This window comes from Kitasatospora sp. NPDC092039 (assembly GCF_044756065.1).
In the GTDB taxonomy this organism is placed as follows: Bacteria; Actinomycetota; Actinomycetes; order Streptomycetales; family Streptomycetaceae; genus Kitasatospora.
This window is the reverse complement of record NZ_JBIVSD010000003.1, coordinates 60,445-80,379: the sequence shown is the minus strand read 5'-3', so window position 1 is coordinate 80,379 and position 19,935 is coordinate 60,445. Positions and strand designations below refer to the sequence as shown.

Annotated in this window: 16 protein-coding genes and 1 tRNA gene; 6 read left to right on the top strand and 11 right to left on the bottom strand. The window is 73.8% G+C overall.

From position 1 onward, the window contains the following. Positions 1 to 22 precede the first annotated feature (22 nt). The 4 genes from ACIQI7_RS06635 to ACIQI7_RS06620 form a co-directional block, all read right to left on the bottom strand. Positions 23 to 622: a hypothetical protein gene (locus ACIQI7_RS06635; RefSeq protein ID WP_401105801.1), complete on the bottom strand. Its 600-nt coding sequence runs from the start codon at positions 620 to 622 to the stop codon at positions 23 to 25. Further along, positions 619 to 2,496, bottom strand: coding sequence for a S9 family peptidase (locus ACIQI7_RS06630; RefSeq protein WP_401105799.1), 1,878 nt, complete (start codon positions 2,494 to 2,496; stop codon positions 619 to 621). Before ACIQI7_RS06630 ends, ACIQI7_RS06635 begins: the two co-directional genes overlap by 4 nt. A 220-nt stretch (positions 2,497 to 2,716) precedes the next feature. Continuing rightward, entirely contained in the window at positions 2,717 to 4,171 is a 1,455-nt protein-coding gene (locus tag ACIQI7_RS06625) for an MFS transporter (RefSeq protein ID WP_401105797.1), read from the bottom strand. A gap of 146 nt (positions 4,172 to 4,317) precedes the next feature. Continuing rightward, positions 4,318 to 4,695 carry a nuclear transport factor 2 family protein gene (locus ACIQI7_RS06620; protein ID WP_401105795.1) on the bottom strand — a complete coding sequence of 126 codons (378 nt, stop codon included), beginning with the start codon at positions 4,693 to 4,695 and terminating at the stop codon, positions 4,318 to 4,320. A 179-nt stretch (positions 4,696 to 4,874) separates the two neighbouring features. Between ACIQI7_RS06620 and ACIQI7_RS06615 the strand changes: the two genes are divergently transcribed. Beyond that, the gene (locus ACIQI7_RS06615; RefSeq protein ID WP_401105793.1) at positions 4,875 to 7,649 is read left to right on the top strand and encodes an ATP-binding protein; all 2,775 of its coding nucleotides are present in this window, start codon (positions 4,875 to 4,877) and stop codon (positions 7,647 to 7,649) included. Between the two features lie 196 nt (positions 7,650 to 7,845). Here ACIQI7_RS06615 and ACIQI7_RS06610 read toward each other — a convergent pair. From ACIQI7_RS06610 to ACIQI7_RS06595, 4 genes are all read right to left on the bottom strand, one after another. Further along, positions 7,846 to 7,919 (bottom strand) — tRNA-Pro (locus ACIQI7_RS06610). Between the two features lie 100 nt (positions 7,920 to 8,019). After that, a complete protein-coding gene (locus ACIQI7_RS06605) occupies positions 8,020 to 8,964 on the bottom strand; it encodes a metallophosphoesterase (protein ID WP_401105791.1) in 945 nt (314 codons plus the stop codon). Then, entirely contained in the window at positions 8,964 to 9,722 is a 759-nt protein-coding gene (locus ACIQI7_RS06600) for a CGNR zinc finger domain-containing protein (RefSeq protein WP_401105789.1), read from the bottom strand. The genes ACIQI7_RS06605 and ACIQI7_RS06600 overlap by 1 nt, the downstream gene beginning before the upstream one ends. Before the next feature lie 145 nt (positions 9,723 to 9,867). Then, on the bottom strand, positions 9,868 to 11,154 hold the full coding sequence (locus ACIQI7_RS06595) for a helix-turn-helix domain-containing protein (protein WP_401105787.1): 1,287 nt from the start codon (positions 11,152 to 11,154) through the stop codon (positions 9,868 to 9,870). 752 nt (positions 11,155 to 11,906) lie between these two features. On the opposite strand from ACIQI7_RS06595, the gene ACIQI7_RS06590 reads away from it, so the two are divergent. After that, entirely contained in the window at positions 11,907 to 12,359 is a 453-nt protein-coding gene (locus ACIQI7_RS06590; protein ID WP_401105785.1) for a GatB/YqeY domain-containing protein, read from the top strand. Between the two features lie 159 nt (positions 12,360 to 12,518). Here ACIQI7_RS06590 and ACIQI7_RS06585 read toward each other — a convergent pair whose 3' ends face one another. After that, a complete protein-coding gene (locus tag ACIQI7_RS06585; RefSeq protein WP_401105783.1) occupies positions 12,519 to 14,783 on the bottom strand; it encodes a transglycosylase domain-containing protein in 2,265 nt (754 codons plus the stop codon). A 501-nt stretch (positions 14,784 to 15,284) separates the two neighbouring features. On the opposite strand from ACIQI7_RS06585, the gene ACIQI7_RS06580 reads away from it, so the two are divergent. After that, positions 15,285 to 15,608 (top strand): WhiB family transcriptional regulator, encoded by a 324-nt coding sequence (locus tag ACIQI7_RS06580; RefSeq protein ID WP_030240986.1) that lies wholly within the window; start codon positions 15,285 to 15,287, stop codon positions 15,606 to 15,608. A 48-nt stretch (positions 15,609 to 15,656) separates the two neighbouring features. On the opposite strand, the gene ACIQI7_RS06575 is transcribed toward ACIQI7_RS06580, so the two are convergent. Both ACIQI7_RS06575 and ACIQI7_RS06570 read right to left on the bottom strand, forming a co-directional pair. Further along, positions 15,657 to 16,976, bottom strand: coding sequence for an ArsA family ATPase (locus ACIQI7_RS06575; protein WP_401105781.1), 1,320 nt, complete (start codon positions 16,974 to 16,976; stop codon positions 15,657 to 15,659). Further along, complete coding sequence (locus ACIQI7_RS06570) at positions 16,973 to 18,046, bottom strand: ArsA-related P-loop ATPase (RefSeq protein WP_387752528.1); 1,074 nt, start codon at positions 18,044 to 18,046, stop codon at positions 16,973 to 16,975. Before ACIQI7_RS06570 ends, ACIQI7_RS06575 begins: the two co-directional genes overlap by 4 nt. Before the next feature lie 212 nt (positions 18,047 to 18,258). Between ACIQI7_RS06570 and ACIQI7_RS06565 the strand changes: the two genes are divergently transcribed. The 3 genes from ACIQI7_RS06565 (at position 18,259) to ACIQI7_RS06555 (ending at position 19,864) form a co-directional block, all read left to right on the top strand. Next, complete coding sequence (locus ACIQI7_RS06565) at positions 18,259 to 18,417, top strand: DUF4177 domain-containing protein (protein ID WP_094743074.1); 159 nt, start codon at positions 18,259 to 18,261, stop codon at positions 18,415 to 18,417. After that, on the top strand, positions 18,414 to 18,881 hold the full coding sequence (locus ACIQI7_RS06560) for a RidA family protein (RefSeq protein WP_401105778.1): 468 nt from the start codon (positions 18,414 to 18,416) through the stop codon (positions 18,879 to 18,881). Before ACIQI7_RS06565 ends, ACIQI7_RS06560 begins: the two co-directional genes overlap by 4 nt. A gap of 116 nt (positions 18,882 to 18,997) precedes the next feature. After that, positions 18,998 to 19,864: an NUDIX hydrolase gene (locus ACIQI7_RS06555; protein ID WP_387752533.1), complete on the top strand. Its 867-nt coding sequence runs from the start codon at positions 18,998 to 19,000 to the stop codon at positions 19,862 to 19,864. Positions 19,865 to 19,935: the final 71 nt, after the last annotated feature.

Below are 19,935 nucleotides of genomic sequence, written 5' to 3'. Positions count from 1 at the left end.
CGCTCCCGAGCGGCCCCGGGCCTCAGCGCTTGGCCGACGGGGCCACCGGTACGGGCACCGCCGGCTTCGGCGGTGCGGTCGGCACCGGCGTCGCGGCCGGCAGGGGTACGGCCGGTGTCCCGCTGGGCGCCCGGGACGGCGTCCAGGTGCCGGTGGGCGCCGGCGTCGGGACGCCGACGCAGTTGCGGCCGTTCCCGCTGCCGCTGCCGGAGTTGTAGTTGTCGGTGTGGTGGTGCACGGTGCGGCCGGTCTTGGAGCCCTTGGACCCCGAGCCCTTCGAACCGGACGAGCCGCTCTTGCCGCCGCCTCCCTTGGCGAGCTGGACCGGTTCGTCCCCGCCGACCGACGCGTACGCCGCCCGCAGGACGGTCGCGCCGGCGACCCCGGCGCCCGGTGCGCTCGCCTTGGTCGCGGTGGCGAGCGGTGTCGCGGTGGCGAGCGGTGCCGCCGTGCCGGGAGCCGTGGTGGGTGCGGCCGGCGTCGGCACGACGGCCGAGGAGCTCGGCGCCGGCGGCCCGGCGGGCGGTGGGCAGGAGGCGTTGCTCTGCTGCGATCCCGAGCAGCCGGTGAGCACCAGGGCCCCGGCCACCGTCGCCCCCGCGAGTATCAGCAGACGTCTCACGCGGTGCCTCCGGCGCCGGCCGCGGCGCCCGTGCCGGTCTCCGCCGACGCCGTGCCCAGGTGCCGGCGGACGAAGTCGATCTCCAGCCGCAGCTGCCTGATCCGCTCCTCCACCACCAGCGAACCGTGCCCGGCGTCGTAGCGGTACACCTCGTGCGGCTTGCCGAGCTGCTCCAGCCGCTCGACGTAGTTCTCGATCTGCCGGATCGGGCAGCGCGGGTCGTTGACCCCGGCGCTGATGTACACCGGCACCCGTACCTGCTCGACGTAGGTCAGCGGCGAGGAGGCGGTGAAGCGCTCCGGGACCTCCTCCGGGGTGCCGCCGAAGAGCGTGCGGTCCAGCGACTTGAGCGCCTCCATCTCGTCGGCGTACGCGGTGTGGTAGTCCGCGACCGGCACGGCGGCGACGCCCAGCGCCCAGCTGTCGGGCTGGACGCCGAGGCCGAGCAGGGTCAGGTAGCCGCCCCAGCTGCCGCCGGCGAGCACCAGCCGGGCCGGGTCGGCGAGGCCGCTGTCGACCGCCCAGGCGCGGACCGCCGCGATGTCCTCCAGCTCGATCAGGCCGACCCGCTCGTGCAGCGCGTCCGTCCAGGCCTGGCCGTAGCCGGTCGAGCCGCGGTAGTTGACCCGGACCACCGCGAAGCCGTGGTCCAGCCAGGCGGCCGGACCGGCGGCGAAGGAGTCGCTGTCGTGATGGGTCGGGCCGCCGTGGATCTCGAACACGGTCGGGTAGGGGCCCTGCGCGGGCGCCGCCGGCCGCTGCACCAGGGCGTGCACCCGCCCGCCGGGCCCGTCCACCCAGACGTCCTCGACCGGCACCGAGCCGGGCGGCACCGAACCGGGCGCCCGCAGCACGACCGTCCCGGCGGTGGAGCGGACGGCGGAGGGCTCGGCGGCGGAGGACCACAGGTACTCCACGGTGCCGTCCGGACGGGCGGTGGCGCCGCCGACGGTGCCGCGCGGGGTGTCCAGGCGGGTCAGTCGGCCGTCGGCGAGCCCGTACGAGAACAGCTCGCTGCGCGCCTCGTACTCGTGCTCCACCAGCAGCTCCCGGGCGCCGGGGCGCCACTGGGCGGAGACGTCGCCGGGCAGCTCGCGACCCTGCTCGTCGCGCAGCGGCAGGGCGGTCTCGGCACCGGTGGCGACGTCCCAGATCATCGGCTCCCAGCGGCCGGTGCGCTGGTGCGCGACCAGCAGCCGGGTGTCGCCCTCGACCGGGGCGAAGCCGAGGCAGGCGACGCCGCGCGGCTCGTCCCGGCCGGTGACCTCGTCCAGTTCGGCGACGGTCTCGACGCCGCCGTCCCCGTCCAGGCGCACCACGCGGATCGCGGAGTGCATCGCGTCGCCGTGCTCGGTGTGGTCGATGGCCAGCAGCGTGGAGTCGTGGCTGAGGTCGCCGATGCCGCCGTACTCCTCGTGCCGGTAGATCTCGACCGGCTCGGTGGCGCCGGGGCGGCGAAGGTGCAGGGTGGTGCCGTCCTCGTCGGTGGAGCGGCCGACGACCACGGTGCCGTCGCGGCCGAGGGCCAGGCCGGCCGAGTAGGAGGCGGCGAGGCCGGGCACGGCCTCCTCGTCGAGGCCGCCCGCGAACGGCTGGCGGCGCCAGACGCCGAACTCGTCGCCGTCGTGGTCGTCGAACCACCAGACCCAGTCGCCGTCGGGGGACAGCTCGGCGTCGGTGGTGCCGTTCGGACGGTCGGTGACCTGGCGGTGGGCGCCGGTGGCGCGGTCCCAGGCGTAGACCTCGTAGGTGCCGGTCGCGTTGGACACGTACAGCGCCCGGTCGGGGGCGTCCTCGGCCCAGTCGGGCAGCGACACCCGGGCCGCCCTGAACCGCTGCTCCCACGCCGGTACGGCGCTCTTCTCCTCGCTCATCCGACCATCCAACCCGATCGGGGCGAGGGAAGGGAACGGGCGGGCGGGCTTCGGCCCACCCGCCCCGGGCGCCGGGGCCCCGACGGGGCCGCGCCGTCACTCCCCGGGGATCCCGCGGGCCCGCTCGGGGACGCCGCACCCGGGCCGCTCGGGGACGCCGCCCCCGGCCGCTCGGGATCAGTCCCAGGGGAGTCACGGCGCGGCCCGGCCCGCTCGGGGATCACCCCCGGCGCGGCGCTCCGGGCGGCAGGAACCGGACCAGGCCCACCAGCACCAGCTCCAGTACCGCCAGGGCGAGGACGCTGTGGCCGAAGGCGGCGGTCGGGTCGCCGGCGCCGTAGTAGACCAGGCCGATCAGCGCGATCCCGAGCGCCCCGCCGACCTGCTGCACGGTGGACACCACCCCGGCCGCGGAGCCGGCCAGCCGCGGCTCGACGCCCGCCAGGACCACCGAGGTCACCGGGGCGATCACCAGGCCCATGCCGAGCCCGTCCACGAACAGCCCGGGTGCCAGCCACCCCACGCCGCCGTCGGCGGCCTCGTAGCCGGCGAGGGCCAGCAGGCCGAGCCCGAGGGCCATCAGCAGCCCGCCGAACGCGATGGTGCGGCGGTCGCCGAGGCGGGCGGTGACCCGGTGGGTGGTGTTGGAGGTGATCAGGTAGCCGAGGCCGATCGCGGTGAAGACCAGTCCGGCGCCGAGGGCGTCCAGGCCGCGGCCGAGCTGGAGGTGCAGGGCGAGCACCAGGAAGAACGAGCCCTGGCCGAGCCAGAAGGCGAGTTGGGCGAGCAGGCCGGCGCTGAAGGAGCGGCTGCGGAACAGCCGGGTGTCGACCAGCGGGGTGGCGGTGGCCGACCCGGTGGCCCGGTGCTGGTGCACGGCGAAGACGGCCAGCAGGGCGACGGAGGCGCCCAGGCAGAGCCCGGTCCACAGCGGCCAGTCCAGCTGGGGGCCCTGGATCAGCGGCAGCACCAGGCCGGTCAGCGCGGTGGTGACCAGCAGCACGCCGACCGGGTCCAGGCCGGGCCGCTGCGGGGCGCGGGACTCCGGCAGGCTGCGGCGGACCAGCAGCAGGGCGGCCAGGCCGATCGGCAGGTTGATCAGGAAGCAGCTGCGCCAGCCGAGGCCGAAGAGGTCCGCGCGGATCAGCAGGCCGCCGATCAACTGGCCGAACACCGCGCCGACGCCCATGGTCAGCCCGTACCGGGCGAAGGCCCGGGCCTGGGCGGCGCCGCTGAACGCGGTCCGCAGGATCGCCAGCACCTGCGGGCCCATCAGCGCCGCCGACAGGCCCTGCAGCACCCTGGCGCCGACCAGCGTGGCCGCGGTCGGGGCGAGGCCGCAGGCGGCGGAGGCGAGGGTGAACAGGGCCAGGCCGAGGCCGAACACCCGGCGGCGGCCGTAGCGGTCGCCGAGACGGCCGGCGGTGACCAGACCGGCCGCGAGGGCCAGGCTGAAGCCGGCCATCACCCACTGGACGGCGGCCGGGCCGGCGCCGAGGTCGCTCTGGAGGGAGGGGAGGGCGACGTTGACGACGAAGATGTCGAGGGCGGTCATGAAGGTGGCGGTCAGGACGACCGGCAGCAGCCCCTTGGGGACCGGTGCCGGTGCGGCCTGGGCGGCCGGGGTGGCCGGGGCGGCCGGGGCGGGCCGCCGGGCGTTCAGGGCGGTGCTCATCTCGGGCTCTCCTCAAGGGGGCGGGTGGGGCCGGTGGGGCCGAGGGCGAGGGGCGGGACGCGGTGGGGCGCGGCCCGCTCCTCGGGGGTAGCGGGGTCGACGGCGGCGGCTACGGCGGCTACGGCGGCTATGGCGGCAGCGGGGGCTCAGGCGCCGGGCACGCGGTCGAGGAAGCCGTACACCGCGCCGATCCGGCCGTCCGGGGTGGCCGTCAGCACGTCGAAGCCGATCACCACCGGCTCCGCGCCGGCCGGGCCGAGGTTCCAGGTGAAGCGGGCGATGTCGTGGTGCGCGTCGACCGGTCCGAGGGTGAACTCCAGCCCCGGGAACTGGGCCTGGGCGGCGCCGATCAGCGCGTCGATCGCGTCCCGGCCGGCGACGGCGGCCAGCGGGTCGGTGTAGCGGCCGTCCTCGGCCCACACCTCGTCGACCAGCTTGCGACGGGCCGCCGGGTCGGTCTCGTTCCACACCGCGAGGTAGCGCTCGGCGAGCTGCTGGAGGGTGGCGGCGGTGATCTCGGTCATGGTCATCTCCCGTGTTCCGTTGGGTGGTTGGCCGGGTCCTTCCCGGTGCTCACCAAGGTAGGGAAGGGCGGCCGGCGGCGAATCCGTCACGTATGGGCATGGGGGTACGTAGCCTGCCCGGGGGTGTACCGGCGCCTCCGGCGTCGGCGGCGCGCGGCCGGGGTCGGTAGGGTCGGTCCATGCTGTACGGGAGGGAAGGCGAACAGGCCGCCTTGGACGGCCTGTTGGACGGGGCGCGGGCAGGCCGCAGCGGGGTGCTGCTGCTGCGGGGCGAGGCCGGCATCGGCAAGACCGCGCTGCTGGACGACGCCGTCGCGCGGGCGGGGGAGTCGTTCCGGGTGATCCGGGCGGCCGGCGTCGAGTACGAGGCCGAGCTGCCGTACGCCGGACTGAGCCTGCTGCTGGCGCCCGGCCTGGACCGGCTGGACGCCCTGCCCGGACCGCAACGGCGGGCGCTGGAGGCGGCGTTCGGTCTCTCCGACGGCAGCAACTCCGACGGCAGCACTTCCGGCGGTGGCCTCCCCGGCGCAGGGCGTGCCGACCGGCTGCTGGTCGGCCTCGCCACTCTCGGACTGCTCGCCGAACTCGCCTCCGAACGCCCGCTGTTGTGCGTCGTGGACGACGTGCAGTGGCTGGACCGGGCCTCACTGGACGCGCTGCTGCTGGCCGCCCGGCGGCTCCAGGCCGAAGGGGTGGCCCTGCTGCTCGCCGTCCGCACCGGCGGCCCGAACGGGCCCGGCGACGGTCCGGCGGAGCGCCCGCTGGGCCTGCCCGAACGGCAGGTGACCGGCCTGTCCGAGGCCGACGCCACCCGGCTGCTGACCCGGCGGGTCGGCCCCGACCTGCCCGCCGCCGTCCGCGACCGGTTGCTCGCCGAGGCGGCCGGCAACCCGCTCGCCCTCACCGAACTCCCGGTCGCCACCGGCGCGCGGACACCGGCGCCGGGCGGCCTGCCGCTCACCAGCCGACTGCTGATCGCCTTCCACGGCCAGGTCACCGGCCTGCCTGCGGCCACCCAGACGCTGCTGCTGGTCGCCGCCACCGAGGAGAGCGGGGCGCTGGACGTCGTCCTGCCCGCCGCGGCCGCCCTCGGCGTCACCGCCGAACACCTCACGCCCGCCGAGGAGTCCGGACTGGTGACGGTCACGGCCGACCGCCGGATCGCCTTCCGGCATCCCCTGCTGCGCTCCGCGATCCTCCAGCGGGCTCCGCACCACCAGAAGGTGACGGCCCACCGGGCGGTCGCGCGGTCGCTGCCGGACGGCGACCGCCGCACCTGGCACCTCGCCCTGGCCGCCACCGGCCCCGACGCCGCACTCGCCGACGCGCTGGAACGCACCGCCGTCCGCGCCGAACGCCGCGGCGGCCACGGCGGCGCCGCCGCGTACGAGCGCGCCGCCCGGCTCACCCCAAACCGCGACAGCGCCACCCGAAGACTCGTCCTGGCCGCCGAAGCCGCCACCGAGGAAGGCGAGTTGGCCCGGGCCGAGGTGCTCGCCGACGAGGCCGCCGGCCGTACCGACGACGTCCTGGCGCACGCCCTGCTCGACCAGGTCCGGGCCACCGCGCACTTCTGGCGCGGCGCGTACCCGACCGCCCACCGGCTGCTGCTCGACGCCGCGGGCACCGACATCGACCCGATGCACGCCGCCCGGATGCTGCTCCAGGCCTTCCACGCCGCCTGGTACGCGGGGGAGGAGCCGGTGGTCGCCGTCCTGGACCGCCTGGCCGTCCTGCCGCTCGCCGACGACGACCCCCTCGCCCCGCTCGCCCGCCACCTGCCCGCAGCCGTCCTGCCCGCGCTCGGCCGGCCCGCCGGGCCGCTGCCGCCCGTCCGGGAGGCCGTCGAGGCCGCCCGCCGGGCCGGCGCCGAGAGCCCGGTCGACCTGGTCCAGCTGTGCGGCGCCACCCTGGTCCTCGGACGCGACGAGGAGACCGCCGAACTCGCCGCCGAACTGGTGGCCGAGGCCCGCGCCAAGGGCACCGTCGGCGTGATGCCCACCCTGCAGTTCTTCCTCGCCGAGGCCGAACTCTTCCACGGCCGCCACCGCGACGCCGAACTCACCGCCACCGAGGGCCTCGGCCTCGCCCGGGACACCGGCCAGCACCAGTGGGTCAGCCAACTCACCGCGCTGCTGGCCTGCCTGGCCGCCCTCGACGGCCGCACCGACCGCTGCGCCGAACTCGCCGCCGCCTCCCTCGCCACCACCGGTCCGCGGACCGCCGCCCCCGCGGCCGGCCAGGCCTGGGTGCAGTGGGCGCTCGCCCTGCTCGACCTCGGCCAGGGCCGCGCCGGCGACGCCGCCGACCGGCTGCACGCCCTGACCACCGGCCCGTACCGGCACCACATCAGCGCCACCCGAGCCGTCCCCGACCTGGTCGAGGCCGCCGTCCGGCTCGGCACCCCCGAGCGCGCCGCCGAACCCTACGAACGCTTCGCCCGCTGGACGGCCGCCGCCGACCGCCCCTGGGCCGAGGCCCTGCGCCTGCGCTGCCAGGCCCTGCTCGGCCCCGACGAACTCGCCGAAGCCGCCTACCTCGAGGCCCTCTCCCGGTACGGAACGGCCCACCGCCCCTTCGAACAGGCCCGTACCGCCCTCCTCTACGGCGAATGGCTGCGCCGCACCCGCCGCCGCACCGACGCCCGCCCCCACCTGCGCGCCGCCCTGGAGACCTTCGAGCGCCTCGGCGCCCACCCCTGGGCCGCCCGCGCCCGCACCGAACTCTCCGCCACCGGCACCCCGGCCCCCACCCCGGCCACCCCCGCCGGCACCCCGCAGTCCCCGCTCACCCCCCAGGAACTCCAGATCGCCCGCCTCGCCGCCCAGGGCCTCACCAACCGCGACATCGCCGCCCAGCTCTTCCTCAGCCCGAGGACCGTCGCCCACCACCTCTACAAGGCCTACCCCAAGCTCAACATCACCTCCCGCACCGAACTCACCACCGTCCTCTGACGGGACGGCCGCCGGACGCAGGGCGGATCGAGGAGAACACCGAACGAGGCGACGGCCGCGGGGCCATCAGGCCACGGCCACGGCAGTCGGGGTGGAGCGGGACCACCGCCGGACCGGCTGAGGCACGGTCACCCGGCCGGTCGGACACAACGACAGAGGCCCTGCCGGATCTCTCCGGCAGGGCCTCTGCACTGGGTCGGGGTGGCGGGATTTGAACCCACGGCCTCTTCGTCCCGAACGAAGCGCGCTACCAAGCTGCGCCACACCCCGGTCTTTCTGTTTGTCGCTCCGTCTCCTTCGCGACGAGTAGAACTCTACCGGACGCTCGCCGAGACACGAAATCCGGTTTCGAGCGGGCGTCCGGTGGGGGTCAGCGGGGGGCCGGGGTGAGGGTGAGGAGGGTGGCCTCGGGCGGGCAGGCGAAGCGGACGGGGGTGTAGCGGTTGGTGCCGCAGCCGGCCGAGACGTGGAGGTAGGAGCGGTGGCCGCCGGCGGTGTGGGTGGAGAGGCCCTTGACCCGGCGGGTGTCGATGTCGCAGTTGGTGACCAGGGCGCCGTAGAAGGGGACGCAGAGCTGGCCGCCGTGGGTGTGGCCGGCCAGGATCAGCGGGTAGCGGTCGGCGGTGAAGGCGTCGAGGACGCGCAGGTAGGGCGCGTGGACGACGGCGAGGGAGAGGTCGGCGTCGGCGGAGGGGCCGCCGGTGACCTCGCTGTAGCGGTCGCGGCGGATGTGCGGGTCGTCGAGGCCGGTGAACTCCAGGTCGAGCCCGTTCACGGTGAGCCGGCCGCGGGTGTTGGTGAGGTCGAGCCAGCCGGCCCCGTCGAAGCCGTCGCGGAGCTTCTCCCAGGGGTTGTGGACGGCGCCGGTGATGCCGCGGCGGGCGGTGCCGTCGGGGTTGTTCATGCCGTGGGCGCCGCTGCGCATGGCCTGGAGGTAGCGCGCCGGGTTCTTGCGGGCCGGGCCGTAGTAGTCGTTGGAGCCGAAGACGTAGACGCCCGGGAACTCCATGAGCGGCCCGAGCGCGTCGAGGGTGGCCGGGACGCCGAGCGGGTCGGAGAGGTTGTCGCCGGTGTTGACCACCAGGTCGGGGCGCAGGCCGGCCAGGCTCTTCAGCCAGCGCTGCTTCTTGCCCTGCCCGCTCACCATGTGGATGTCGGACACCTGGAGGACCCGGATCGGGCGGGCGCCGCGCGGGAGGACGGGGACCTCGATCCGGCGGAGGCGGAAGGCCCGGACCTCGTACCCGACGGAGTAGGCGAGACAGGCGGCGCCGGCGGCGGCGATGCCGAGGGGAACGGAGTACAGCGGTCGCATCAGCCCATGCTCTCAGACGGTGGATCAGCCGGCGCACGCCCGGAGCCGGCGGGGAGATCGGCGGGAAGGACAGTGGGGAGGGCGGCCGGGAGAGCGGTGGCCGGGGAGGCCTCCTCGGACTCGCGGCGGGCGCGCAGGGCGCGGACCTTGTGGCGGTTGCCGCAGCGCTCCATCGAGCACCAGCGCCGCCGGCCGGGCCGCGAGGTGTCGACGAAGATCAGCTGGCAGTCGTGGGCACCGCACTCCCGGATCCGGTCCGCGTACGGGCCGGTGAGCAGGGCGATGGCGTCCCGGGCGAGGGTGGAGGCCAGCTGCGCGCCGTCGGCGGGCAGCGGGGCGGCCGCGGTGCCGTCGGGGGCGATCCGGGGGACCATCGGCGGGTGCTCTGCGGTCCGGTTGAGGACGGCGTAGTCCCCGGGTTCGCCCGGGGTGCCGTGGGCGCGGGCGGCGGCGAGGCGCCACAGCGCGTCGCGCAGGGTGCGGGTGGCGGCGAGCTCGGTGGGGGAGACCCGGACGGCGTCGGCGGGCAGCCGCAGCCGGGACAGCGGGAGCCAGGCGGCGAGGTCGGCGGGCCGGTGCAGCACCTCGTACCGGGCGTAGGGGCCGGGGCCGCCGGTGGTGAGCAGTTCGAGGCAGAGGGCGCCGGGATCGAAGTGGAAGCTCCCGCCCGCGGCCGTGGTGAGGACCAGCCCGGGCGGGGTGCCCCGGTCGGCGGTGTCGGCTGCGTTCCGGGTGGCTGGGTCGGCTCCGTCGGTCATACGGCCCAGGATAGGCGTAACCAGGAAGAGGGGTTACGGGAGCGGGGGGCCCATCGGCCCCGCTGCCGACGCCGACGCACAGCACCCCGCCACCCCCGCCTGGCCAGGAGCAGGGCTCCGGGCCAGGCGGGGTGGCGGGCCGGCCTCAGGCCGGAATGGCGTTGACGTACTCGCGCATCATCCGGGGGACCCGGTACGCGTAGTGGTGGCCGCGCTTCACCTGGACGACGGAGAGGTCGACCAGCTCGGCCAGGACGTCGAGGTTGCGGGAGGTCTCCCGGCCGCCGTCGACCGGCTCCCGCCGGACGTCGTCGATGGAGAACTCCTCGGGGAACCGGGAGAGCCGTCTGAGCGCCCGGCGCTGCCGCTCGTCGAGCAGCCCGTACGCCCAGGCGAGGCTGCGGTGCAGCGAGCGGTGGTGGGAGAGCCCGCCGACCTCCTCCTGGCCGAGGATCGGCAGCACCCGGTACTCCTCCATCAGGACGTGCAGGGGCACCGAGCGCATCCGGACGGCGGCGTTCTCGATCGCGAGCGCCAGACCGCCGAGCCGCCGGCAGAGCTCGACCACCTGGGGCATCTGGTCGCCGAGGTCCAGCGTCGGGACGACCGAGTGCACCCGGCGGCAGAACAGCTCGGCGGCGGGCGGGCAGCCGTACGGGCCGTCCGGGTGGTCGACGGACAGCGGCGAGACCTCCCACAGGTCGGCGGGCACCCCGGCGGGCGCCCGCAGCGAGGTGATCACGATGTGGAGCGCCGGGTGCCGGGCCAGCAGAGCCCTGACCAGCCGGGCCACCGTGTCGATGACGTGCTCGGCGTTGTCGACGACCAGCAGCATCTGCAGCTCGGCGTTGGTCCGCGGGTCGCGGTCGAAGCCCTGGAAGAGCGCGTCGAGCGCGCGCTGGGTCTGGGCCGCGGCGGCTGCCGGGTCGACGCCCTCGGGGGTGACCGAGCCGAGCTCCAGGACCACGACGCCGTCCCGGAAGCGGTCCAGCAGGTGGGCGGCCGAGTCCAGCGCCAGGCGGGTCTTGCCGACCCCGGCCGGCCCGGTGAGCACCAGCGGACGGCCCGGACGCAGGGCGGTCACGACGTGCAGCAGGTCGGCCTGGCGCCCGACGGTGATGTCCGTCTTGGGGCGGAGCCCCTGCCACCGCGCGTTGTCCGGGAGTTCGGAGACGTGGGTCGGCGCTCCGGGCCCCGGCCGGGTGGGCAGCGGTCCGGCCGGAATGTCCGACCGGACGGCCTGGGAGAGCAGGGTGTCGTCCCGGCCGGTCGCCGCGGAGAACAGCGCGCCCACCAGCAGTTCCACGGAACTGCGCCGCGGATTCTTGATGGCCCCGGTTTCCAGATTTCGAATGGTGCGGACGCTGACCGTGGAGTGCTCGGCTAATTGCTCCTGGCTCCAGCCGACCACCTTCCGTTGGGTTACCAACATCGAGCGAAGCTGATTGTTGTCCATTCCCCCGCGCTTCCTGCTGTCGTGAGCAGAATAAAAGTCAGAACTCAACGCGCCGTGCTGCGGCGTGCAATCACTCGGAAAACGATCACTGCTGGGCCGGGCGGTCGGGCAGCCGGGTGGAGCGCGGCCCCGAGTGCTCGTGCCGGCATGGGGCACACAGTGCCCGGGCCGCAGGGTGTCAGGGCTGCAGGGGGCCTGGGCGGCAGTGTGTCAATGCCGTGGAATAATGAATCAGGGACGTGCTGACGGTTTGTCTCAGTTGTTCATGGCGGTCTTCGAGGGCGGTCCGGCGATGATTCGAGGCGATTCGGCGATGATTCGGCGGTGAGGTGATCGCCGCCATCGGACTGCTCAAGCGACGCGCGAACGAGTGTACTACGCCGATTATTTTCGGCGAAGCGGTCACAGCGCTCGATTTGCCCCTCCAGGACCGGCAACTTCGCTCCGGGGCAGGCAATTTTCGGCATTTCGGCCGAGATTGTGCGAGCGTTGTCGGCCACCTTGGCCGAATCCCTTCGCTCGTTCCCGGCCCGGATCGTCGATTGTTCACGGACTCGACCACCGCCCGTTCCCGGTCCGGATCGCCGCGGCCCGGCGCACCGCTGGCGGGCGGCTGGTGACGGCGCGTCGGGATTGTCGGGGGATACTCGTTCAACTGCGGAAACCCCGGTGGACGCCCGCGGGAAACCTGGTTGAGCCCACCCACAGCCGAAGGATAAGAAGAGGAAATGACAACGCTCAAGGAGCAGCTGCAAGAAGACCTCACGGCTGCCATCAGGGACCGGGACGAGCTGCGCTCGTCCACCATCCGGCTCACGCTGGCCGCCGTCACCAGCGAGGAGGTGGCGGGCAAGCAGAAGCGCGAGCTGTCCGACGCCGACGTGCTGAAGGTGATCGGCCGCGAGGCGAAGAAGCGCCGGGAGGCCGCCGAGGCCTTCGGCACCGCCGGTCGGACGGAGCAGGCGGCCCGGGAGCTGGCGGAGGGCGAGGTGCTGGCGACCTACCTGCCCAAGCAGCTCTCCGACGAGGAGCTGGCCGCGATCGTGGCGGGCGCCGTGGCCGAGAGCGGCGCGAGCGGCCCGCAGGCGATGGGCGCCGTCATGAAGCTGGTGAAGCCCAAGGTCGACGGCCTGGCCGAGGGCAGCCGGGTCGCCGCCGCCGTGAAGGCCGCCCTGGCCTGAACCGGGGGCCGGGGTGCCGGGGTACCGCTGGGCGGCGCCCGGCCGCCCGGTGCCGGCTCCGCGAGCCCCGGTGACACGCCGAAGGGGCGCCCTCCGTACTGGAGGACGCCCCTTCGGCGTGTCACCGGCCGGTGCACCTGACCCGGCCCGGGAGCCGCGTCAGCCGTTCCCGTTGCCGCCGCCGTGCCGGCCGCCGTTCCCGTTGCCGGGGAGGGGCGGGAAGGTGAACCCGCCGGGGAAGCCGCCGGGCAGCCCACCGGGCAGACCGCCGACCTGGCCGGGGTTGCCGCCGGGCTGCGGCGGCGGGGGGTTGCCGGCGGGCGGCGGGGTGTTCGGGTCGGCGGCCGGCGGGGTGGCGCCCGCGGGGGGAGTGGCCGGCAGCGGGTCCGGGATGTTCGCGGTCTGGATCGGCTCCAGCGGCGTGCCCTTGAGCGCCTGGTTCATCGCCAGCGCCCAGATCGGGCCGGGGCCGGTCGCGCCGAACACGTCGTCGAAGTGCTTGCCGCCGATGTTGATGTTCTTCATCTTGACGCCGCCGGCCGGGCCGCCGAGCCAGACCGCGGTGGCCAGCGACGGGGTGTAGCCGCTGAACCAGGCGGCCTTCTTCTCGTCGGTGGTACCGGTCTTGCCGGCGATCTTGCGACCGTCGTCCATGGTCAGGGCGGCGGCGGTGCCCTTCTCCGTCACGTTCAGCAGGACGGCGTTGAGCGAGTCCGCGGTGCTGTCGGAGAAGGCCTGGCTGCACTGCGCCTGCGGGACCTGGACGTCCTTGCCGTCCACCGTGGTGATCTTGTTGATCGCGATCGGAGTGCAGTACTTGCCGCGGGCGGCGAAGGTCGCGTAGACGTTCGCCATGGTCAGCGGGGAGAGCTCCAGGGTGCCGAGGACCATCGAGGGCACCTCCTGGAAGGCGTCGCCCTTGGCGGACTGGGTGATGCCCAGCTTGTTCGCCATCTGCTTCATCGCGCAGAGGCCGACCTGCTGCTCCATCTGCACGAAGTAGGTGTTGATCGAGCGGGCCATCGCCTCCTTCAGCTGGTACGGCCCGACCTCGCTGTCCTGCTCGTTCTTCACCGTCGCCTTGGGCTTCTCGGTGTTCTTCCAGGTGCCCGAGCAGGTGGACATCTGGGGGTACTCGATCTTGTTCTCGGACGGGAACGCCTGGGTGTTCGACATCCCCGACTCCAGCGCCGCCGCGGCCAGGATCGGCTTGAAGGTCGAACCGGTCTGGAAGCCGTTGCCGCCGCCCATCGCAGCGTCCACGTTGAGGTTGACGACGGTCTGGTTCTTGTTCGGGTCCAGGCCGTACGGGCGGGTCTGGGCCATCGCCAGGATCTTGCCGGTGCCCGGCTCCATCATGGTCGCGGCCGCCGACACCTGGTCGGTCACGTTGACCTTCGTGGTGACGGCGTTCTGCGCGGCGGCCTGCTTGTCCGGGTCCAGCGTGGTGTAGATGTTCAGGCCGCCGGTGTTCCAGAGCTTCTTGCGCTCGTCGGAGCTCTTGCCGAAGGCCGGGTCCTGCTTGACCACGTGGCGCACGTAGTCGCAGAAGAAGCCCATGCCGGCCTGGGCGGTGATGCAGCCGTTCTGCGGGTCCTTGTACTTCAGGCCCAGCGGGGCGGCCTTCGCCTCCTTCGCCTGGTCGGCGGTGATGTGCTTGTTCTCCAGCATCTTGTCGATCACGACGTTGCGGCGCTTGACCGTGTTCTCGGGGTAGCGCACCGGGTCGTAGGACGACGGGTTCTGCACCATGCCGGCCAGGGTGGCGGCCTCGGCGATGGTCAGGTCCTTGTTGCTCTTGCTGAAGTAGCGCTGGGAGGCGGCCTCCACCCCGTACGCCTGGTGGCCGTAGAAGGTGATGTTGAGGTAGTTGGTGAGGATCTGGTCCTTGGACAGGTCCTCCTCCAGCTTGATGGCGACCTTGAGCTCCTGGATCTTGCGGCCCAGGGTCTTGCGCTGGGCCTCCAGGACGGCCGCCTGGTCGTCGCCGGCCTTCTCCACGTTGACGTTCTTCACGTACTGCTGGGTCAGCGTCGAGGCGCCCTGGGAGGCGGTGCCGCTCTCCGCGTTCTTGCTGACCGCGCGGAGGATGCCCTTGAGGTCGACGGCGCCGTGCTCGTAGAAGCGGGCGTCCTCGATGTCCACCTGGGCGTGCCGCATGAACGGCGACATCTGATCGGCGGTCAGGACGGTGCGGTCGCGCTCGTAGACCTTGGCGATCAGCCCGCCCTTGGCGTCGAAGATCTGGGTCGCCTGGGTGAGCGGCGGCGTCTTGAAGTCGTCGGAGATGTTGTCGAAGCTCTCCGCCGTGTCCTTGGCCGTCAGTCCGATGGCGCCGACGGCGGGCAGGGCGAGCCCCGCCAGCAGGACTCCGGACAGCACGCTGACACCCAGGAACTTCACGCCGTTGCCGGCGTGCTCCAACGGTGATCCGCCGGTCCTGCCGCGCGGAGCTCCGGGGTTGCCTGGGGCCTGGGATGCCTGTGGGCGCTTCGGTGCCATGAGGAGAACCCTACGTCGCGGATTCCCGCACACGGCGGCAGGTGTTCGCCTAGGCTTGTCACAAGCTTGCGACAGCTTCGGTGCGTCAACATCATTCACTCTTGTGGGCGAGGAGACTTGCCCGGATTGCCCGCCGATGACCGGGTTTTGAGGCAGCTGTGGCCTGCTGTACCCGTGTGACTGGTTACGCTACGTGACGACACCTGTGGCGAGAGTACCGGTTCCGCTTTTGGCAAGGTGTGCCACCTGCGATCACTCCAACGAGTGAGCTGATCGACACCCATAGTCCAATCGGGTCATTCGAGATTGAGCCCGAAGGGGCTGTTGCAAGCTGTCGTTCTTCCGTAACGTCCTCAACTGGCAACGGTGAATATGCCGTTGCCGCCGTGGGGGAGCCTCGATATGGGAGAGGACGGCGCCGGCATGGGCTGGGTAGACGACTGGAGTGCGCAGGCCGCCTGCCGCACGAGTGATCCGGACGAACTGTTCGTCCAGGGGGCGGCACAGAACCGGGCGAAGGCGGTGTGCAGCGGCTGCCCCGTCCGGACGGAGTGCCTCGCGGACGCCCTGGACAACCGGGTGGAGTTCGGGGTCTGGGGCGGGATGACGGAGCGCGAGCGCCGGGCGCTGCTGCGCCGCCGCCCGACGGTCATCTCGTGGCGGCGGCTGCTGGAGACGGCGCGCACCGAGTACGAGGAGTCCCTCGCGACCGGCGTGATACTGACGGACTACGCCCAGGCGGGCTGAGCCCGGCCGCACCGCGGCGGTCCAGGCCGGTCGGCCCCGGGGCGCGTGCTACACCGCGCCGTTGAGCCGGTCCCCGATGGCCCGCAGCCCGTCCAGGTCGTGCACGTCGCCCGGCAGCGCCGGCACCTCCACGATCGGCACGTCCGGGTACACCGAGACGAAGCGGTCGCGGGTACGGCGTTCGCGCCCCATGATCTGCATCCGCTCGGCGTGCAGCCGGAGCAGCCCGGCCGCGAGCTGTTCCGCCTCGGGCGAGGCGTGCTCCGAACCGTTCTCCTCCAGGGCCTCGGCGGCCGCCAGCGCCCGCTCCGCGGTGAGCTGCGGCGCGCCCGTACCGTGCACCCTGTTGAGCACCAGCCCGGCCAGCGGCATCCGGTCCGCGGCCAGCCGGTCGACGAAGTACGCCGCCTCCCGCAGCGCGTCCCGCTCCGGCGCGGCCACCACCAGGAACGCCGTGCCCGGCGCCTTGAGCAGTTGGTACGTGCGGTCCGCGCGCTCCCGGAAGCCGCCGAACATCGAGTCCATCGCGCTGACGAAGGTCTGCACGTCGGTGAGCAGCTGGGCGCCGAAGATCTTGCCCAGGGTGCCGGTGAGCAGGCCCATCCCGACGTTCAGGAAGCGCATCGCGCTGCGTCCGCCGACCTTGGCCGGGGCGGTGAGGATTCGGATCACCCGGCCGTCCAGGAAGGATCCGAGCCGGTTGGGCGCGTCCAGGAAGTCCAGCGCCGAGCGGGACGGCGGGGTGTCGACGACGATCAGGTCCCACTCCTCGGCGGCCCGCAGCTGCCCGAGCTTCTCCATCGCCATGTACTCCTGCGTGCCCGCGAAGCCGGCCGACAGGGACTGGTAGAAGGGGTTCTCCATGATCGCCCGGGCCCGTTCGGGCTCGGCGTGGGCCAGCACGACCTCGTCGAAGGTCCGCTTCATGTCCAGCATCATGGCCTGGAGTTCGCCGGTGCCGGTGATCCCCTTGACCACCCGGGGGGTGTTGTCGAGCTCGGTCAGGCCCATCGACTGGGCGAGCCGGCGGGCCGGGTCGATGGTCAGCACCACGACCTTGCGGCCGCGTTCGGCCGCCCGCAGGCCGAGGGCCGCGGCGGTGGTGGTCTTGCCGACGCCGCCGGAGCCGCAGCAGACGATGATCCTGGTCTTCGGGTCGTCGATCAGCTCGTCCACCGCGAGCCGCCGCCCGGTGCTCCGGACCCCGTTGCCGACCGCGCCGTTGCCGACCGCGCCGTTGCCGACCGCACCGTTGCCGACCGCGCCGTGGCCGGTCGTGCGGCTGGAGGCCGGGCTCTGGCCGGTCGGGCCGCCGGAGGACGCGCCGGGGCCGGCCGGGCCGTTGGAGGTCGTGCCGTCGGTGGTCATGCCGCCCCCTGCCGCTTCAGTTCGCCCGCCAGCCGGTACAGCCCGCCGAGGTCCACGCCCTCGCCCAGCAACGGCAGTTCGTACGTCGGGAGCCGCAGCTGCTGGATGTCGGCGCGCTGCGCGCGCTCCAGCTCGACCCGCTCGGCGTGCTCCCTGGCCTGCTCCAGCAGCGGGTCGAGCAGCGGCTCCACCGCCGCCCGGACCTTCTCCGCGGCCCGGGTGCGGCCGCCGAGCCCGGCCTCCCCGAGCGCCCGGGCGACCTCCTCCCGGTGGTCCCCGTCCACCGCGGCCACCGCCGCCGCGTCCAGCAGCGGCGGCCGGACCATGTTGACCATCACCCCGCCCACCGGGAGCTTCGCCTCGCGCAGCTCCTCGATGCCGTCGACCGTCTCCTGCACCGGCATCTCCTCCAGCAGGGTGACCAGGTGCACCGCGGTCTCCGGCGACTTCAGCACCCGCATCACGGCCTGCGCCTGGGTGTGTATCGGGCCGATCCGGGCCAGCCCGGCGACCTCCGCGTTGACGTTCAGGAAGCGGGTCAGCCGCCCGGTCGGCGGGGCGTCCATCACCACCGCGTCGTAGCGCCGCCGGCCGTCCGGGTCCTTGCGCCTGGTCGCCTCGCAGGCCTTGCCGGTGAGCAGGACGTCCCGCACGCCGGGGGCGATGGTGGTGGCGAAGTCGACGAAGCCGACCTTCTGGAGCGCCTTCCCGGCCCGGCCGAGCTTGTAGAACATCTCCAGGTACTCCAGCAGCGCCAGCTCGGTGTCGATCGCCAGCGCGAAGACCTCGCCGGGCCCGCCCGGCCCGGCGGGCAGCGCCAGCTGGGCGCGCGAGACCGAGGCGATCCGGCGCTCCTCGTACGGGAGCGCGGCGATCCCGAACAGCTCGGCGACGCCTTGCCGGCCCTCGACCTCGATCAGCAGCACCCGTCCGCCGTCGGCGGCGAGCGCCAGGGCCAGTGCGGCGGCCAGCGTGGTCTTCCCGGTGCCGCCCTTGCCGCTGACCACGTGCAGCCGGACGCCCTCCCAGTCGGGGTCGCGCCGGGCCGTCTGGCCGGGGGTGCGTGCCACGCTCCGTCTCCGTCCGTCTCCGTCCTACGGGCGTCCCCTCCTGACGAGGGTGCCCCTCCTCAGGGTGCCCTCTCGCGAGGGTAACCAGGGAGCGCACCGGATGCCCGGAGCACCTGGGCCGTCAGGCCCGATCATGCCCTGTTTGTGCTCCACCTCACACACCCCGGGGTCGGCGGCGCCGATCGTCGCGACGGCTCGTCTAGAGTCTGGCCATGACCAAGTGGGAATACATGACGGCGCCCCTGCTGGTGCACGCCACCAAGCAGATCCTGGACAACTTCGGCGAGGACGGCTGGGAGCTCGTCCAGGTCGTGCCCGGCCCCAACCCGGAGCAGCTGGTGGCCTACTTCAAGCGGGAGAAGAACGCATGAGCAAGGTCGAGGAGAAGCTCGCCGAGCTGGGTCTGACCCTGCCGCCGGTGGCCGCCCCGGTCGCCGCCTACGTCCCGGCCCTGCGGACCGGCGACCTCGTGTTCACCTCCGGCCAGCTCCCGGTGGTGGGCGGCAAGCTGCCGACCACCGGCAAGGTCGGCGCCGAGGTCTCCCCGGAGGAGGCCAAGGAGCTCGCGCAGATCTGCGCGCTGAACGCCCTGGCCGCCGTGAAGTCGGTGATCGGCGACCTCGACCAGGTCGAGCAGGTCGTCAAGGTCGTCGGCTTCGTCGCCGCCGCCCCCGACTTCATCGGTGTCCCGGCCGTCGTGAACGGTGCCAGCGAGCTGCTCGGCACGGTGCTGGGCGACGCGGGCAAGCACGCCCGCAGCGCCGTCGGCGTCGCGGTGCTGCCGCTGGACGCCCCGGTCGAGGTCGAGATCCTGGTGAAGGTCAAGTCCGCCTGAGCATGACCGCGGCGGCGGGGCCGGAGGACCTCCGGCCCCGCCCCGGTGTTGCCGGAGGGTGTCCGATCGATCCGTGAGCCTGGCGGGAATCGTCGGACACGCCCTAGCATCCGGGCATGGACCATCGAGCGACGACGCTCCCGATGCCGCCCGGTTGGCCCGCCCGGATCCGGGCGGTCGAATCCGGCGCGGTGACCCCGCCGGTGCCCAGGCCCGCCGCCACCGTCGTGCTGCTGCGCGACGCCGCCGACGGGCCGGAGGCCTACCTGCTGCGCAGACGCACCTCGATGGCCTTCGCGGCCGGGATGTACGCCTATCCCGGCGGCGGGGTGGACCCGCGGGACGCCGAGGTCGAGCCGGGCTGGGCCGGGCCGGCGCCCGAGGAGTGGGCGCGGCGGCTCGGGGTGGACGCCCGGACGGCGCGGGCGGTGGTCTGCGCGGCCGTCCGCGAGACCTTCGAGGAGGCTGGCGTGCTGCTGGCCGGCCCGGACGCCGAGAGCGTCGTCGCGCCGCGCGACTGGTCCGCCGAGCGGGCCGCGCTGGAGGCGCACGAGCTGTCCTTCGCCGAGTTCCTCCGGGACCACGGCCTGGTGCTGCGCAGCGACCTGCTGGGCGGCTGGGCCCGCTGGATCACCCCGGAGTTCGAGGAACGGCGCTACGACACCTGGTTCTTCGTCGCCGTGCTGCCGGCCGGCCAGCGCGCGGCCCTGGAGGTCGGCGAGGCCGACCGGGTCGCCTGGCTGACTCCTGCCGAGGCGGTGCGGGGCCACCGGGAGGGCCGGTTCGGCATGCTGCCGCCGACCGTGACGGTGCTGCGCGAGCTGTCCTCGGCCCGGACCGCCGCCGAGGCCCTGGCCGCGGCCGCCGACCGTAGGCTGACACCGGTCCTGGGCCGGGCCGAGGTCCGCGGGGACCGGCTGACGGTCCGCTGGCCCGGCTACGAGGAACTGACGATCGACGGGGAGTTCCCCGAGGGGCCCTGACCGTTGCTCCCTTCCGGGACCACCCGTACGAGCCGCACGATCCGCACCGGCCCGTGCTTCCGGTGCGACTC